At 61.7% G+C, this 16,251-nt stretch carries 14 protein-coding genes; all 14 read right to left on the bottom strand.

Annotation, left to right across the window (positions count from 1 at the left end):
- Positions 1-26: 26 nt before the first annotated feature.
- The 14 genes from J0W34_RS12380 to J0W34_RS12445 all read right to left on the bottom strand — a co-directional run bounded on the left by J0W34_RS12380 (position 27) and on the right by J0W34_RS12445 (position 16,242).
- Positions 27-3,332, bottom strand: a complete 3,306-nt coding sequence (locus tag J0W34_RS12380; protein ID WP_230968993.1) for a FimV/HubP family polar landmark protein — start codon at positions 3,330-3,332, stop codon at positions 27-29.
- 230 nt (positions 3,333-3,562) lie between these two features.
- The gene (gene asd / locus J0W34_RS12385; RefSeq protein WP_227814219.1) at positions 3,563-4,681 is read right to left on the bottom strand and encodes an aspartate-semialdehyde dehydrogenase; all 1,119 of its coding nucleotides are present in this window, start codon (positions 4,679-4,681) and stop codon (positions 3,563-3,565) included.
- 39 nt (positions 4,682-4,720) lie between these two features.
- Complete coding sequence (gene leuB, locus J0W34_RS12390) at positions 4,721-5,782, bottom strand: 3-isopropylmalate dehydrogenase (RefSeq protein ID WP_230968994.1); 1,062 nt, start codon at positions 5,780-5,782, stop codon at positions 4,721-4,723.
- Positions 5,783-5,827: 45 nt separating this feature from the next.
- Entirely contained in the window at positions 5,828-6,466 is a 639-nt protein-coding gene (gene leuD, locus J0W34_RS12395) for a 3-isopropylmalate dehydratase small subunit (protein WP_230968995.1), read from the bottom strand.
- A gap of 63 nt (positions 6,467-6,529) precedes the next feature.
- Positions 6,530-7,942 carry a 3-isopropylmalate dehydratase large subunit gene (gene leuC / locus J0W34_RS12400; protein WP_230968996.1) on the bottom strand — a complete coding sequence of 471 codons (1,413 nt, stop codon included), beginning with the start codon at positions 7,940-7,942 and terminating at the stop codon, positions 6,530-6,532.
- A gap of 199 nt (positions 7,943-8,141) precedes the next feature.
- Complete coding sequence (locus J0W34_RS12405; RefSeq protein WP_230968997.1) at positions 8,142-8,951, bottom strand: M48 family metallopeptidase; 810 nt, start codon at positions 8,949-8,951, stop codon at positions 8,142-8,144.
- 13 nt (positions 8,952-8,964) lie between these two features.
- Positions 8,965-10,110, bottom strand: coding sequence for an MFS transporter (locus tag J0W34_RS12410; protein WP_230971678.1), 1,146 nt, complete (start codon positions 10,108-10,110; stop codon positions 8,965-8,967).
- A gap of 92 nt (positions 10,111-10,202) precedes the next feature.
- Positions 10,203-10,451: a YdcH family protein gene (locus J0W34_RS12415; RefSeq protein WP_227814213.1), complete on the bottom strand. Its 249-nt coding sequence runs from the start codon at positions 10,449-10,451 to the stop codon at positions 10,203-10,205.
- 74 nt (positions 10,452-10,525) lie between these two features.
- Positions 10,526-11,665, bottom strand: coding sequence for a chorismate synthase (aroC, locus tag J0W34_RS12420; protein ID WP_227814212.1), 1,140 nt, complete (start codon positions 11,663-11,665; stop codon positions 10,526-10,528).
- 114 nt (positions 11,666-11,779) lie between these two features.
- Positions 11,780-12,088, bottom strand: coding sequence for an acetolactate synthase small subunit (ilvN, locus tag J0W34_RS12425; RefSeq protein WP_227814211.1), 309 nt, complete (start codon positions 12,086-12,088; stop codon positions 11,780-11,782).
- 12 nt (positions 12,089-12,100) lie between these two features.
- A complete protein-coding gene (gene ilvB / locus J0W34_RS12430) occupies positions 12,101-13,765 on the bottom strand; it encodes an acetolactate synthase large subunit (RefSeq protein ID WP_227814210.1) in 1,665 nt (554 codons plus the stop codon).
- 351 nt (positions 13,766-14,116) lie between these two features.
- The gene (locus tag J0W34_RS12435) at positions 14,117-14,428 is read right to left on the bottom strand and encodes a DUF3325 family protein (protein ID WP_230968998.1); all 312 of its coding nucleotides are present in this window, start codon (positions 14,426-14,428) and stop codon (positions 14,117-14,119) included.
- Entirely contained in the window at positions 14,421-15,962 is a 1,542-nt protein-coding gene (locus J0W34_RS12440; RefSeq protein ID WP_230968999.1) for a PepSY-associated TM helix domain-containing protein, read from the bottom strand. Before J0W34_RS12440 ends, J0W34_RS12435 begins: the two co-directional genes overlap by 8 nt.
- 1 nt (position 15,963) lies before the next feature.
- Positions 15,964-16,242, bottom strand: a complete 279-nt coding sequence (locus tag J0W34_RS12445; protein WP_230969000.1) for an iron transporter — start codon at positions 16,240-16,242, stop codon at positions 15,964-15,966.
- Positions 16,243-16,251: the final 9 nt, after the last annotated feature.

A 16,251-nucleotide genomic window follows, 5' to 3' on the forward strand; every position in this document is an offset into this window, starting at 1 on the left:
GTCATGTCCGACTCATGGCATGAGCCTTAGCCCAGCCGCGCGAGAATCGATTTGGCCTGTTCCTGCTGAGCATCGTCCCCGTCACGCATGACCTCGTCGAGCAACTCCCTTGCGCCCTCGGCATCGCCCATTTCTTCGTAGGCACGTGCAAGCTCGAGCTTGGTATCGACTTCCTGGTTCAACTCCTCGTCCGCCGGGAGGTCCGGAACGGCGCGACTATCCGTCAATGAGGTCACGACACTCTTGGTGAGCGACGCCATCATGGCGTCGTCGCCGCTCGGCTGTTCAAGCTGGGGAGAACCCTCTTCAAACGATGCGAGCTGGTCCTGGGTTTCGGTCAGATCAGGCAAATCGAACGAATCGGCATCGTCCGACTGGGCTGTCTCAGCTGACACGTCAGCAGGCGAATCCAGCTCCGGTGCTGCCGGCGCTTCGGCATCGGCACCTTCGAGGTCGAGGTTGATGTCAGACAGATCAAGCGAGGTCGCCATCATGTTCTCTTCGTTGTCGCTCGACTTGTCTTCATCCAGATCGAAATCAAAATCCAGCAAACTGCCTTCGAAGTTGGTTTTTTCAAGATCCACAACGGCCACATCACTGTTGTCGCCACCAGACACGTCCGTACCCGCATTCAGCGCCGATTCGAAATCGATCCCGCTGCTGGTGCCGAGATCTGTCGCCTCCAGATCGACCTCGACGCCGCCCTCACGGGACTCCATTTCGGCAGCACCACCGCTCAGGTCCGTGCTTTCCAGATTGATATCCGGAAGCACACTGCTGACCGAGGTTTCGGCCATGTTCTCATTTCCCGGCGGCGGCTCGGACAGATCGAGATTGAATTCAAGCGACGAATCAGCCGCATCGAAAGACGAATCGAACTCGACACCATCTTCGACTGGCGCGTCTTCGGCCTTGGCAACAGCCTCAATGGCCTCGCCTTCGGTATCGGTTTCATCGAGATCGAGGTTGAAATCCAGATCGCCCGTATCAAGAGACAGATCTTCTTCCTCAGCTGTCTGCCCCGCCTGCGCGGATTCAACCTGACCCATCAGGTGGTCTGCATCCGAATCCGTAAACTGGTTCAACTCACCCGGGATTGCCCATGTGTCTTTCATTTGCGAGGGCGACGGCTCATCAGGCGTCGGAATGGCCCCGCTGAAGTCCAGTGAGGCATCAATATCATCTTCTGGCGCCTCGGCGGGTTTTTCCTCAGCAGCGGCGACCGCCATGCCGGTCAGTGCCGCGCCCGCAGCGGCAGCAGCCGCCGTCGCACTTGTCTGAGGCGCCGTGAAGCCTTCGGACACACCCGCGTCAGGAGCAACAGCGTTATCGGGCGCCGGCTCACGTTTGAAGAGCGGATTGTCCGGATCGAGCTTGGTGCCCATCTCCACGGCCTTATCCCACGCTTCACCCTTGCCGCCGGTCACGGTGTAGAGCTCGGCGGCCGTGGTTTCAAACTGCTGGAGATTCTTGCGTTGGCTATAGATCTCAAGCAGCTTCAGGTGAATTGCCGTACGGGACGGATCCGCCTTCATGGCATCGAGAAGAATCTCTTCGGCCTGAGCATCGCGGCCATAGGCCATGTACACATCAGCCTCTGCCACCGGATCGACACCTTCGTCAGTATCAATTGCAGAGAGGCCCGACTGGCTGAAATCGGTCTGGATCAGGCTACTGCTACCTGTATCGACACTTTGGCCGCCCGTTTCACCAAAGACGGAATTCTGGTCTGGCGGGAACACGGACGCCATGGCTGTTTCGTTCGGCGTATCGCCCTTGCCTGCTGCCTTCTTCCGGCGCAATGCGACAAGGCCCAAAGCGGCGGCCAGGGCAGCAAGGAGGCCGCCAATGGCCAGCGGGTTTGACATCAAGCTGTCAACAATGCCGGGCTCAGGCTTGGGCGCGGGTGCTGGCGGAACAGGTTTCGGCATGGGCGCCGGCTCTGCGGCAGGCGCCGGCGTCGGCTCCGGAGCCGGCTCAGCCGCCACCGGGGGTGCCGCTTCTTCCTGCGGCTTCACCAGATCCTGCAATTCCTTCTCAAGCGCATCCTGCGCACCGGCCGGCATCGACGGCTCGCCACCGGCAGCAGTTTCGCTGCCTGGGGCGGGGGCCATGGGCGCCTCAGCAGGCTGCGCGCCAGCGGGAGCCTCTGCCGGGGTCTGAGTGGCTGTTTCAGGCATCGGTGCAGCGGTAACAGGCTCGGCCGGGGCGTCAGGCGCTGCGGTTGTGTCACCACCCTGTGCCTGCTGCTGAAGCGCAGCAAGGCTCTCGTTCTTCATCTCGATGAGCTGCTGGAGCTCGGAGATGTTCTGCTCCAGCGCAGCCAGCCGATCGTTGGCCTCCTTAAGGGCGCGATCGCGGGCGACGATGTCTTCTTCCAGCGACTTGAGGCGTTCATTCGCCTCGCCGATCTCGCTACTTGCACCAGCGGGGGGTTCAGCTGTCTGGGAAACCTTGACCTGGTCCTTGCTTTCGCTGACAGGCGTCGGCGTCTCTTCGACTTTCGCGGTAATCTTGCCTGCGCTGGCCTGAGTGCTTTCGGTCGGCTCGACCGGTGCGCTCGCGGCAGCTCGGTCAGCGACACGGCGGCGGTAGGCATTGAAATCGGCCGCATGCGCAATCACCTGCTGACGCGCCTCGCCAGCGGATACTGCGTTGGCTGCATTCGCGTCGGGCACATTGAGGATGACACCCGCACGCAGACGGTTGATGTTGTTATCAACGAACGCATCCGGGTTGGCCTGGTAAAGCGCGATCAGCATCTGATCCATGCTCACGCCAGCCGGCTTGTACTGGCGCGCGATCTTGCCAAGGGTATCGCCGCGCTTGACGCGATAATCGCCCGGAGCACCACCGATTGGACGCGCAGCACGCGCCACCGGCTTGCTTACCGCGGTCCCGACACCCGAGGCGGCGGCAGGTGCCGGCATGTCGGGCGGATCGAGCAGGAAGGTGTATTCACGCAGAAGCCGGCCGGCCGACCAGTTCAGTTCAACCAGTACATCAACGAAGGGATCATTGATCGGTCGGGCGCTCGTGAGTTTGAGGACAGACCGCTTGCCTCGACGCTCGACGGACATCTGAATGCCCTTGAGTGCGGGTGCGTAAGCGATTCCAGCGTCTTTGAATGCGGTAGGTGCGGCAACGGCGGCCGTCATCGAACTGAGTTCATCCGCCGTCGCGGTGAGTTCGATCTCGGCGCGGAGCGGCTGCCCAAGCGCGCTGAGAACAGAAATTCGACCCAGGCCTGCTGCGTTCGCGCTGAACGGCATCGCCGCTAGGGTGGCCGCGATCAGCGTGGCCCGAATTGAGGTCTTCTGAAAGGTATTCAAAACCGCATCCTCATGCTGGAAGCACTACATTGGAATGCGAACATATCATTTAGGATATGCTGCATCAAGCCAGTATCCACTTTAAGTATCGTTGCCAATACCTTAAAACGGAAGGAATTTTCACTTCGCTGGCCCCAATTACACCCAAGCTGCGGTTCGACATGTGTCATAACTGCCACATCGTGGCAGGGTCAGCCCGACTCCCACGCGGTGGAAGCCGGGCCGGCACATCACTGCTCCAACAGGATTCGGAGCATGCGACGCAGCGGTTCCGCAGCCCCCCAAAGGAGCTGGTCACCTACCGTAAAGGCTGAGAGGTAGTCCCCCCCCATACCCAACTTACGAAGTCGACCGACCGGTACCGTCAGGGTACCGGTCACCGCGGCGGGGGTCAGGTCACGGATGGAGGCTTCCTTTTCGTTGGGAACCACCTTCACTGACCCATTGGCCTTCGCCAGCATGTCATTGATTTCGTCAAGGGGGACGTCTTTCTTTAGCTTGATCGTCAATGCTTGTGAATGACACCGCATGGCGCCCATGCGCACACACAGGCCATCTATGACAATCGGATTAGCCTCACGCCCCAGAATCTTGTTCGTTTCCGCCTGCCCTTTCCACTCTTCGCGGCTCTGTCCGTTGCCCAGATCGGAATCGATCCAGGGAATCAGCGAACCCGCCAGGGGCACACCGAACTGAGTCGTGTCGTAGTCACTGCTGCGCAGCGCTGAAGCCACATTGCGATCGATCTCGAGAATGGCCGACGCCGGATCATTCAACGCATCACCAGCCGCCTGATTCAGGAAACCCATGCCCTTGAGCAGCTCACGCATGTGCTGTGCGCCGCCGCCGGATGCCGCCTGATAGGTCATCGAGGTCGCCCATTCGACCAGATTGTTCTGGAACAGTCCGCCCAGCGCCATCAGCATCAGACTGACAGTGCAGTTGCCGCCAACGTAGTTCTTCACGCCTCGGGACAGACCATCACGGATGACGCCATCATTGACCGGATCGAGCACGATGATGGCGTCGTCATTCATGCGCAGTGCCGACGCGGCATCGATCCAGTAGCCCTGCCAACCGGCCTCCCGCAGTTTGGGGAACACCGCCTTCGTGTAATCGCCGCCCTGGCAGGTCACGATCACGTCCATGGCCTTGAGCGCGTCGATACTGTTCGCGTCCTGCAGCGCAGGAACATCCTTGCCCACATCGGGGCCCTTGCCACCCGCATTGGAGGTGCTGAAGAACACCGGATCGATGTGCGCGAAGTCATCTTCTTCGCGCATGCGCTGCATCAACACCGAGCCGACCATGCCACGCCAGCCAACCAGACCTACTCGCTTCGTTGCCATTTTTCCGTTCCTGAAAATTCGTTGTCGTTCGTTGCTCTCTTACAGCGCCGCCAGCACCGCATCGCCCATTTCGACCGTACCGACCTTTCGCGTACCGGGTTCGTAGATGTCACCCGTACGCAAGCCTTCGGCCAGCACCTTCTTGACTGCCGACTCGATCTTCGCCGCAGCCGCCTCCTGAGCGAAGGTGTATCGCAGCATCATGGCCACGGACAGGATGGTGGCCAGGGGATTGGCGAGACCCTTGCCCGCGATATCGGGCGCCGATCCGTGACACGGCTCGTACATGCCCTTGTTGTTTTCGTCGAGCGACGCGGACGGCAGCATCCCGATGGACCCCGTGAGCATGGCCGCCTCGTCAGACAGGATGTCGCCGAACATGTTGCCGGTCACCATCACGTCAAACTGCTTCGGATTCTTCACCAGCTGCATGGCGGCGTTGTCCACCAGCATGTGAGTGAGTTCGACGTCCGGATAGTCGGCCGACAGTTCGATCATCACGTCGCGCCACAGCTGAGTGCACTCAAGCACGTTCATCTTGTCCACCGAACACAGGCGCTTGTGGCGCTTGCGCGCAATATCGAACGCGACTTTCCCGATACGCCGGATCTCGCTTTCACTGTAGATCATGGTGTTGTAACCGACACGCTCGCCGTCACGCATCTCGATGGCACGTGGCTGGCCGAAGTAAATGTCGCCGGTGAGCTCACGCACGATCATGATGTCGAGACCAGCCACGAGTTCGGGCTTGATCGAAGAGGCATTGGCCAGTTCCGGATAGAGAATCGCGGGTCTCAGATTGCCGAACAGATTCAGTGCCTTGCGAATACCCAGCAAACCGCGCTCCGGGCGCTGTTCGCGCGGGAGCACGTCCCACTTGGGACCACCCACGGCGCCGAGCAGAACGGCATCTGCCGCCTTGGCAATCTCCAGGGTTTCGTCGGGCAGCGGGACGCCGTGGGCATCAACCGCAGCACCACCAATCAGCGCCTCTTCAAGTTCGAAAGCCAGTCCGTCACTGCGCAGCGCCTCGAGCACGCGCACGGCCTGCGCCATGATTTCCGGACCAATGCCGTCGCCCGGCAACACACAAATCTTCATTCTTATCTCCAAGCAGCCCTGTCGACCGGCGACAGGGATCTGATATCAGCGGAAGTAGTACGGGTGCTCGGCCTTGCGCTTTTCTTCGTAGGCGCGAATCTCATCCGCGTGACGCAGCGTCAGTCCGATCTCGTCCCAGCCATTGAGCAGGCATTCCTTGCGGAACGGGTCGATATCGAAGTGGTGGGCCTTGCCATCAGGTTCGCGCACTTCCTGAGCCGCCAGATCGACGGTCAGCCGGTAGCCCTCGTTCGCCGCACAGTTCTTGAACAGATGATCAACCACTTCGGGCGACAGACGGATCGGCAGCAACCCGTTCTTGAAACAGTTGCTGAAAAAGATATCGGCAAAGGTGGTGCCGATGATGGCGCGGATGCCATAGTCTTCCAGCGCCCAGGGCGCATGCTCGCGGGAACTGCCGCAGCCGAAGTTGGCACGCGTGAGCATGATCTCGGCGCCGGCATAACGCGGCTGGTTGAGCACGAAGTCCGGATTGACCTGTCGCGCGCTGTTATCCATGCCCGGCTCGCCGCGGTCGAGATACCGCCATTCGTCGAACAGGTTCGGACCGAAACCGCTGCGCTTGATCGACTTCAGAAACTGCTTCGGAATGATGGCGTCGGTATCGACATTCGCGCGATCCATCGGGATCACGAGACCATTGAGTTCAGTGAAAGCTCGCATGATTCCTTACCCTCGGCGGCTCGAACCGCCGGTTTGTATTCTTGAGATGCCCGGTTCTCTGGCTCAGAGATCGGCCACGTCGACAAAGTGGCCGGCAATACCCGCCGCTGCGGCCAGCGCCGGGCTGACCAGGTGAGTCCGGCCACCCGCGCCCTGACGTCCCTCGAAATTCCGGTTGGACGTCGAGGCGCAGCGTTCGCCTGCCTCGAGACGATCGGCATTCATGGCCAGGCACATGGAGCAACCCGGCTCCCGCCACTCGAAACCGGCCTCGACAAACACCTTGTCGAGCCCCTCGGCCTCGGCCTGACGCTTGACCAGACCGGACCCCGGCACCACCAGCACCTGTTTGACCGAATCCGCCTTCTTGCGGCCCTTGGCCACGGCGGCTGCAGCGCGCAGATCCTCGATCCGTGAATTGGTACAGGAGCCGATGAACACGCGATCCACCGGAATGCGCTTGATCGGCGTTCCGGCTTCGAGATCCATGTACTTGAGCGCACGCTCCATGCCCTCACGCTTGACGGCATCGGCCTGGTCCGCCGGATTCGGCACCACGCCATCGACACTGGTGACCATCTCGGGCGACGTGCCCCAGGTCACCTGCGGGCGAATCGCGGCCGCATCGAGCGTGACCACCTTGTCAAACTGGGCGCCCTCGTCGGTGTGCAGCGTCTTCCAGTACGCCACGGCCTGATCCCACTGTTCGCCTTCCGGCGCGAACTGGCGACCTTTCACATACTCGATCGTGGTGTCGTCCACGGCCACCATGCCGGCACGGGCGCCGGCCTCGATGGCCATGTTGCAGACGGTCATGCGCCCTTCAACCGAGAGCGAACGGATGGCAGAGCCACCGAACTCGATGGCGTAACCCGTACCACCGGCCGTACCGATCTCACCGATGATTGCAAGCACCACATCCTTGGCCGTCACACCCGGCGCAAGTTCGCCCTCGACGGCCACGAGCAGGGTCTTGGATTTCTTCTGCACCAGGCACTGGGTGGCGAGCACGTGCTCGACCTCGGAAGTGCCGATACCATGCGCCAGGCAACCGAGCGCACCATGGGTTGATGTGTGCGAATCGCCGCACACGACGGTCATGCCGGGCAGCGTGGCACCGTTTTCCGGTCCAACCACGTGAACGATGCCCTGACGCAGATCCTTGAAGGGAAAATAGGCCAGCGAGCCAACGCTCTTGATGTTGGCGTCAAGCGTTTCGACCTGCTGTCGGGAGATCGGGTCCTTGATGCCCTCGTCCCAATGATCGGTCGGCGTGTTGTGATCCGCGGTGGCAACGATGGACCCGGTACGCCAGGGCTTGCGCCCGGCCAGCTTCAGCCCCTCGAAGGCCTGCGGGCTGGTCACTTCGTGAACCAGATGGCGATCGATATAGATCAGCGCCGTGCCGTCCGCTTCTTCGCGAACAACGTGGCTGGACCAGAGCTTTTCGTAAAGGGTTTTCGCTTGTTGCATCATGCATTCCAACACATCGAAAGAACCGTAAATTAAACCACACCAACGACTTATTGAATAGCCGGCTACCGCATCGCACCATCCTCCGGATGGCTCACCAGCGCTCAATTTTCTGCTTTACACAAAGAAAAACCGCATCGCACTTTCGCGCGATGCGGCTCTGGCACGACCGGCAGCCCTGCCGCCATTCAGCAGACGGCTATCATTTAGCTGCCTGATAAAGTGGCATGACCCGTTGCGCATCGCGCGCCAGATCCTGCTGACGCGTCGCATAAGATGGGTGGGTGGACAGGAACTGGGGCGGCGCGCCGTTGCTTGCCTTGGACATTTTCTGCCACAGGTTGACGGCCGCGCGCGGGTCATAGCCGGCACGAGCTGCCAACTCAACGCCGACACTGTCCGCCTCGGTTTCATGCAGCCGCGAGTTGGGCAACTCGAAGGTCACCTTGGCCACGGCCCCCATGAGATTGGCACCGCCCTGCCCCACGCCGGTCACCGCGCTGAGCACCGACAGCCCCAGGTTGGTCACCATGGCACGCGACGCGCGCTCGCGTGAATGCTCACGCAGCGCATGAGCGATTTCATGCCCCATCACCGCGGCAATTTCCGCATCGGTCAGACTGAGCTTGTTGATCAGGCCGGTGTAAAACGCAATCTTGCCCCCAGCCATGCACCAGGCATTGAGCTGATCGGAGGTAATCACATTCACCTCCCACTTCCAGTTCACCGCATCCGGCCGGAAGGCGGCCGTGTGCGGAATCAAGCGGTTGGCAATTCGCCGCACGCGCTGGACCTGCTTCGCATCCTGATTGAGCACCCCCTTCGACCTGGCCTCCTGGAGAACCTGATCATAGGCCTGGGCCGAGGCTTGTTCGATCTCGGCTGCAGAGACCAGCATGCTCTGTCCTCGGGTCACGCCCACCGCGCCCGAATTGGTCGTTTGCACCGTCTGGCAGCCAACGGCCAACGTGGCCGCCGCCACCAGACTCAGCATCCGAAGCATTCTCTTCATTGTTTCGCTCTCCTCAAGACCGCTGTTTCGGGTCGTGCCATCTGTGCAGAAGGATCCACACCCCGATCAACGCAAACAGGGCACCAAAAGTGTACGTCCAGGCCGGGCCGATCGATTCCCAAGTGTAACCGCTCAACAATCCCCCCAGCATTCCCCCGGCGCCGAAACTGATACTGCCATAGAGCGCCTGCCCCCGCGCCTGCAGCCGCCCGGGAAACCATTGGTTGATCGCGGCGATGGATGCCGCATGATAGGACCCGAAGGTCAGACCATGAAGCAGCTGGGCGACGAACAGCACGGCAAACGACTCTATGCCCCAGCCGATCATCAGAAACCGGATGACGGCCGCGACATAACTCACCAGCAAAATCGCACGCAACGAAAATCGGCGACTCAAGCGCGGCATGATCATGAACATCCCGATCTCGGCCACCACGCCCAGCGTCCACATCCAGCCGACCACCGCCTTGCTGTAACCCGCATCGACCAGATAGATCGAATAAAAGACGTAAAGTGCCCCGTGCGCCGCCGACATGAAGAAACACGCCCCCAGCACTGCCTGCACCTCACGACGGGCGAGCACTGACTTCAGGCCCGGGGCATCATGATGATGGGGCGGACGCCCTGCTTCGGGCACGACCATGGAGAACGCAACAATGCCGCCCAGAATCAGCGCCGTCATCCATAACTGTTTATCGACACTCACATAATTGAGTGCGTAGCCGATACCGAGCACCGCCACGATGAACCCGACCGATCCCCACAAGCGGATGTTGCCGTAGCGTGCGGTATCTCCCTTGAGGTGATTGAAGGTCAGGCTCTCCATCAACGGCAGCGCCGCACTCCAGAAAAACGCCATGACGGCCATGCCCGCGAAGACGCCGGCAAAACTCGTGGTCTGGAAGAAAACGGCAAACCCGGCAAGAGACGCCGCGGCCGAGAAGCGCACGATAGGCATGCGCCGCCCCATGCGATCCGCCAGCCAGCCCCACAGGTTGGGCGCCACCACGCGCATGACTTGCATGAGTGACATGAGGATGGCGATATCCGCCGCCGAAAAGGCGAGCGATTGCAGATAGAGCGTGAAGTACGGGGCAAAGGCACCAATAAAGGCGAAGTAGAAAAAGTAATAGCCCGACAGGCGCCAGTAGGGAAGCATGGCCGGCATTTTAACGGCCCACCGGGACGCCTGCGTGTCAAAACGAAAAAAGCGCCCGCAGGCGCTTTTCGAATGATCCGGAAGGGACGGCATCAGCCCGCTTTCTGCTTGACCAGCATCTCATGCAGCTGATCCTTCAGCAGCAAGCGTTCCTTTTTCAGATCTTCCAGTTCCGGGTCGGTGGCCACTTCGGCCTGAACCTCGATCCGGACCACATGCCGGTTGACCTCGTGATACTTGTCGAACAACCGTTGAAAATGAGCGTCGCTTGTCTTCAACGCGTGAATTTCATCGTTGTATTCGGGAAATTCGTTATGAAGATCATGGGCCTGAAGTTCCATCGCCACCTCCGTGTCTTGTGTATTTGGCTTCAACTTCAGATTACGCCGCCAACCCTCACGAGCGTTGATGCAGGTCAAGCCTTGGGCGATGGCACCCGCTGATTTCCCGTCGGCGCCAGACCCGCGATCTTCGGCGTCTCGCACACGACATCGGCATTCTGCCCCCGGTGGCGCAGCGCATGATCCATGAGCACGATCGCGAGCATGGATTCGACAATCGGTGTGGCCCGAATCCCCACGCACGGATCGTGACGACCGTGGGTGTTGACCGTGACCGGATTGCCTTCCAGATCGATGGATTGGCGATCCAGGCGAATGCTTGATGTCGGCTTGATGGCGACGCTCGCCATGATGTCCTGGCCGGTGGAAATACCGCCGAGCACACCACCCGCCTCGTTGCTGAGAAAGCCCTCGGGCGACATCTCGTCGGAATGCTCGGTACCACGCTGGGCCACGCAATCAAAGCCGGCACCGATCTCGACGCCCTTGACGGCGTTGATGTTCATCATCGCGTAGGCAATATCGGCATCCAGTCGATCATAGACCGGCTCCCCCCAACCCACGGGCACCCCCGAAGCGACCACATCGATGCGCGCGCCAATGGAATCGCCCGACTTGCGCAACTCATCCATGTAGGCTTCCAGCTCGGGAAGGATGTCCTTGTTGGGCGCAAAGAACGCGTTGCCCTCGACGTTGATATCGTCCCACGACCGGAACGGGATCTCGATGGGGCCGAGCTGAGACATGAAGGCGCGAATCACGATGCCGAAGCGCTCGTTAAGCCACTTGCGGGCCACCGCACCGGCTGCAACACGCACCGCCGTCTCGCGGGCCGAAGAACGGCCGCCCCCTCTGTAGTCGCGAATGCCGTACTTTTGCCAATAGCCGTAGTCGGCGTGTCCCGGCCGGAAGGTATTGGCAATGTTGGAGTAGTCCTTGCTGCGCTGATCCTGGTTGCGGATGAGCAAGGCAATCGGCGTACCGGTCGTGACGCCCTCGAAAACGCCCGACAGAATCTCGACGGTGTCAGGCTCGCGGCGTTGCGTCACGTGGCGCGAGGTGCCCGGCTTGCGTCGGTCGAGCTCCGCCTGAATCTCCGCTTCGGTGATCGCCAGTCCCGGCGGACAGCCATCGATCACACAGCCGATGGCTGGACCATGGGATTCGCCAAAGGACGAGACGGAAAAGAGCTTGCCAATCGAATTACCGGACATTCGGGGACACACCAAAAGCGGGGAAACGCGTAATTTTATCAAAAGCCTGCATCACTCACGAGCAGGCATGAAAAAGGCCGGCCGCCAGACCGGCCTTTTTCCTTTTAAGCAGACTCAGGCGAAGAATTCGTCCAACCGCGTCAGCACGGCATGGTCGGCACCGTGGCGACGCACAGTCAGCACGTCTTCGAGCTTTTCAACCTGCTTGATCATCTGCTCAAGGCGCTGATCCTCGAACACCACCAGCCAGATGCGACTGCACTGGGTGTTCGGTACCGGCATGCACAGAATGCCTTCAACGTTGAAAGCCCGGCGTGCAAACAGGCCGCAGATGTGCGACATCACACCCGGGTGGTTGTTCACCTCAAGCTCAAGGACCACCTTGACCAGACCTGCCGCTTCACGATCGATAACTGTAGACATGGGTTTCTCTCCTTAACCGATCATTTCAGTGTTGGCGGCACCCGGGGGCACCATGGGGTACACAAACTCGTCGCGATCAATGGACACATGGATCAGACACGGCCCCGGGCGATGCAGGGCATCGGCCAGCGCCGCCGTCGGATCTTCTGCGGTATCGAGATTGCACACATCCAGACCAAAGCCTTCAGCCACCTTCAGGAAATCGGTCGCACGCTTGTACTTGGAGGCCATCACGCGCTTGCCGTAGAACATGTTCTGCTGCTGATACACCAGCCCCAGCGAGTTGTTGTTCATCAGCACGATCTTCACGTTCAGCTCTTCTTCCGCCATGGTGGCCATTTCCTGAATATTCATCTTCAGGCTGCCATCACCGCTGAAGCACACCACCGTGCGTTTCGGTTCCGCAAGCGCGGCGCCGATGGCTGCCGGCACCCCAAAACCCATGGTGCCGAGACCACCGGAAGTCAGCCACTGCCGAGGCCGACGGAACGGATAGGCCTGAGCCACCCACATCTGGTGCTGCCCCACGTCGGTGGAGATCACCGCATTGTCGTCCAGGGCATTGGCCACGGCCTGCACGATGCCGTAGTGGGAACGCGGATTCTCGACACCCGGCATCTCCAGCGGGAAACGGCTCTTCAGCCCTTCCACGTGCGACAGCCAGCGCTTGCGCAGCTTGACCTCGACGCGCGGCATGAGTTGCTCGAGCACGTCGGCCACGTCGCCGTTGATGCCCACGTGGGCGGTCTTGATCTTGTCCAGTTCGGACGGATCGATATCGATGTGAACGATCTTGGCGTTCGGACAGAACTGCGCCGCCTTGCCAATGGCACGATCATCAAATCGCGCACCCACGCAGACCAGCAGATCAGCCTCTTCGAGCACGTAGTTGGTGTACTTGGCGCCGTGCATGCCCAGCATGCCGATGGACAGCGGGTGGTCAACCGGCATGGCCCCCAGCGCCATCAGCGTCATGGTGGTCGGCATGCTGGCCTGCTCGGCGAGCGTCACGGCCTGATGGCTGGCTCCGGCGTGAATCACACCACCACCCAAATACAGCACCGGCTGCTCCGCCTCATTGATCATGCGCGCTGCCGTTTCGATCGCGTCCATATCGATCGCCGGGGTCGCGTCACGCGTGGCGGGGTCGGGATAGGCCTCGAAGCTCACCAGCTGGGTCTGCACGTCCTTGGGGACGTCGACCAGCACCGGGCCCGGACGGCCGGACATGGCCAGACGGAAGGCCGCGGGAATCACCTCGAGCAACTCCTGAGCGTCGCGCACCAGGTAATTGTGCTTGGTGATCGGAATGGTCATCCCGTAGGTATCGACTTCCTGGAAAGCGTCGGTGCCGATCATGGCCAGGGGCACCTGACCGGTGATGGCCACCATGGGAATGGAGTCGAGCTTGGCATCGGCGATGGCGGTCACCAGATTGGTGGCACCGGGGCCGGACGAGGCCAGGCACACTTCCGGACGGCCGGAAACACGCGCCATGCCCTGCGCCATGAAGCCCGCGCCCTGCTCGTGTCGCGCCAGCACGTGGTGGATTTTCTCGCTCTGGGACAGGGCGTCGTAAAACGGCAAGATCGCGCCGCCGGGCACGCCGGCCACGGTTTCAATACCCTGGCGTTCCAACAGGCGGACAATCAATTCCGCGCCGCTCATCTGCATCATGGTGCTGCACTCCTGAAAGTAAAGCCGGTTCTATTTTGCTGACGCGGAAAATGAGAAACCCCCGCCAGCTTCGCGCCGGCGGGGGTTTCGAGAATCCTTGGATTGCCTGACCCGCTACGACGCGCCGATACCTACGCTGACTACGCGTACTACGACGACGTCAATGGCGAAGGCAGAAATTCGGCGCATGAAGATGCGATCCAGTCAGTCAAAGTTAACGTGGCGATAAGAACATGGATGCGAGAAAAACGCAAGCGCCCATCCGCTTCGCGTCGTGCAGCCCGTCACATGCTTCGTGCTTAAGGTGACCACCGCCGATTCCCACGCATCGGCGTCGATGGAGCTCTCCATTCAGCATCCTCTCCTTGCGATCGCCGCCAGCCATTGCGGTCGCCAGGTCAGCGTGAGAGCCACCGCCATGGCACTGGCACAAAGCAGGAGAACACCGAGTACGCAGCCAAAGGCGGCGCCGTCTCGCCACAGTGCCAGAACGAAGCAGGCACCAAGGCCGGCGGCGCCAGTGCGCCTGAAGGCGGTACAGGACCGCGCCGGCATGGCGAGCTGGCCAGTCACCTCGCGCCAATGTCGCGGCAAGGACAGGCCAAGCAGGGCGAATCCCGCGTACCCGGCGGCGAACGCCGCGGCCAGCAGCAGCTCAGCCACCGCCCGCCCCCGTCGCCGACGCGGCAGGCGCTTCGGCTTGCACCACACGGCCCAGGCGGCGCGTCACCATTGTCGCGACCACTGCAATAACCAGCAAGGCGCCATCGACGCCGGCCACGGCCCACTGCCCGTCCGCCAGGGTCGCGGCCAGATGGTCACCGGTGGTCAGCGCGTTGAGCACCACCGCCGCCAACGCCAGCGCGCCGATCGCCCACGACTGGGCACGCCAGGCGCGCTGACCACGGCACGCGGCGTGTGCCAAGGCCACTGCCCAGGCCGCAAAGAAGACCTGCATCTCGGCCGTGGCCCGGGCCGGCATGTCTGGTAGCAGTCGATTGGCAATCAGGAAGGCGAGCGTCGCGACGAGCGTGCCGCAAGTGGCCGCGACGGTCACTGCCTCGACGACGCGCACGCGGTGCGCACTGCCACGACGCCCTCGTCGCGCCTGAAGCCAGAACAACAGGCCGGTGACGATCATCACGCAACCGGACAAACCGGCGACGAAGTACAAGGCGCGCAGAAGCCCATGGCGAAACTGGATGAAGTGCAGACCCGCAACGAAGCGCTGCACGGCCATCACCGGCTGGGCCGTGTGGCGCTGCAGTACCGCGCCGCTCGCCCCGTCGAAGTGAATGATGTCCAGGTTCATGCCGACCTCCCCTGCCACGCTGCGTCGCACCTCGACATAGGCCGCCGCATCGCGCGGATGCATGATGCGCACCAGGTAGGGACGCCCGCCCTGCCACTGCGCCCGGGCGGTCGCGAGCATGGCGTCGAGCGACGCCAGTGCCCCGGGCTCACCCGCCTTCGGGCGCTGCCAGCGCCCGAAGGCCTCGCGCTCGAAGGCGAGCTTTGGCCGAGCGTCGTCCGCGAAGGCGAATTGCCAGGCAACGGGAAAGTAGATCGAGAAGAAGATGACGAGCCCGGACAGGGTCACCACGAAATGGAAGGGCAAGGCCAGCACACCGGTGAGGTTGTGCAGGTCCAACGTCGCGCGCGGCAGCGCCCGACGCGGCCGGAAGGTGAAGAAATCGGTGAACATGCGCCGGTGCACGATCACGCCGGAGATCAGCAGTAGCAGCATCGCCATACCCGCCACGCCCACCAGCCAGTAGCCCAGCCGAGCGGCGCGCAGGTGCAGGCTGAAGTGGAAGGGAAAGAAGAAACCGTTCGCGCCCACGCTGCCCGCATCGGGCAGCAGCGCGCCGGTGGCCGGGTCGAGGTGGCGACGCACATCCCTGCCCGCGCCATCCGTGTAGCGCAGCTCGAACACCGGCGTCCGTTCGTCTGGCAGACGAATCGACCAACGCGGCGCCGCGCCGGCCAGGCGCTCGGCCACCGGCAGCACCGTGGCGTCGAGCGAAGGCAGCTGAGCCGGCACGGACAGACGGGTGGCGGGCATCATCCAGCGGTCGATCTCGCGATCAAACACCGACAAGGTCCCCATCCAGAAGATCACGAACAGCAAGGCTCCGATTGCCACCCCTGCCCAAGTATGCAGCCAGACCATGCCTTGACGCAGCTGACTGCTCATCTCAGCGCACCACCAGCCACAGTGCTGCACCCCAGACAAGCGCTCCGCCGCCCAGCAGCACGGCCCACACGCGCACCAACCGCGGCGTTGCAAAAACCCACACGAGCACGATCAGGTAGGCAACGAAGCCACCCATCGACGCAAGCACCACCGCTTCGCCACGCGCCATGCCGAAAACAGCAGGCAGCGCAACGGCGACTAGCGCAACGAGCCCGGCAGTGCAGGCGTAGCCGCCTGCCACCGCAGCCAGCACGCGTGAGAAGACGGCCAATCCGTTCACGTCAAGGGG

This window comes from Nitrogeniibacter aestuarii (genome assembly GCF_017309585.1).
Taxonomy (GTDB): Bacteria; Pseudomonadota; Gammaproteobacteria; order Burkholderiales; family Rhodocyclaceae; genus Nitrogeniibacter; species Nitrogeniibacter aestuarii.

Excerpts from the sequence above, each read along its gene's own strand:
- asd (WP_227814219.1), bottom strand. The coding sequence starts at position 4,681 with ATGGCAACGAAGCGAGTAGGTCTGGTTGGCTGGCGTGGCATGGTCGGC.
- leuB (WP_230968994.1), bottom strand. The coding sequence starts at position 5,782 with ATGAAGATTTGTGTGTTGCCGGGCGACGGCATTGGTCCGGAAATCATG.
- leuD (WP_230968995.1), bottom strand. The coding sequence starts at position 6,466 with ATGCGAGCTTTCACTGAACTCAATGGTCTCGTGATCCCGATGGATCGC.
- leuC (WP_230968996.1), bottom strand. The coding sequence starts at position 7,942 with ATGATGCAACAAGCGAAAACCCTTTACGAAAAGCTCTGGTCCAGCCAC.
- J0W34_RS12405 (WP_230968997.1), bottom strand. The coding sequence starts at position 8,951 with ATGAAGAGAATGCTTCGGATGCTGAGTCTGGTGGCGGCGGCCACGTTG.
- J0W34_RS12410 (WP_230971678.1), bottom strand. The coding sequence starts at position 10,110 with ATGCTTCCCTACTGGCGCCTGTCGGGCTATTACTTTTTCTACTTCGCC.
- J0W34_RS12415 (WP_227814213.1), bottom strand. The coding sequence starts at position 10,451 with ATGGAACTTCAGGCCCATGATCTTCATAACGAATTTCCCGAATACAAC.
- aroC (WP_227814212.1), bottom strand. The coding sequence starts at position 11,665 with ATGTCCGGTAATTCGATTGGCAAGCTCTTTTCCGTCTCGTCCTTTGGC.
- ilvN (WP_227814211.1), bottom strand. The coding sequence starts at position 12,088 with ATGTCTACAGTTATCGATCGTGAAGCGGCAGGTCTGGTCAAGGTGGTC.
- ilvB (WP_227814210.1), bottom strand. The coding sequence starts at position 13,765 with ATGATGCAGATGAGCGGCGCGGAATTGATTGTCCGCCTGTTGGAACGC.
- J0W34_RS12440 (WP_230968999.1), bottom strand. The coding sequence starts at position 15,962 with ATGAGCAGTCAGCTGCGTCAAGGCATGGTCTGGCTGCATACTTGGGCA.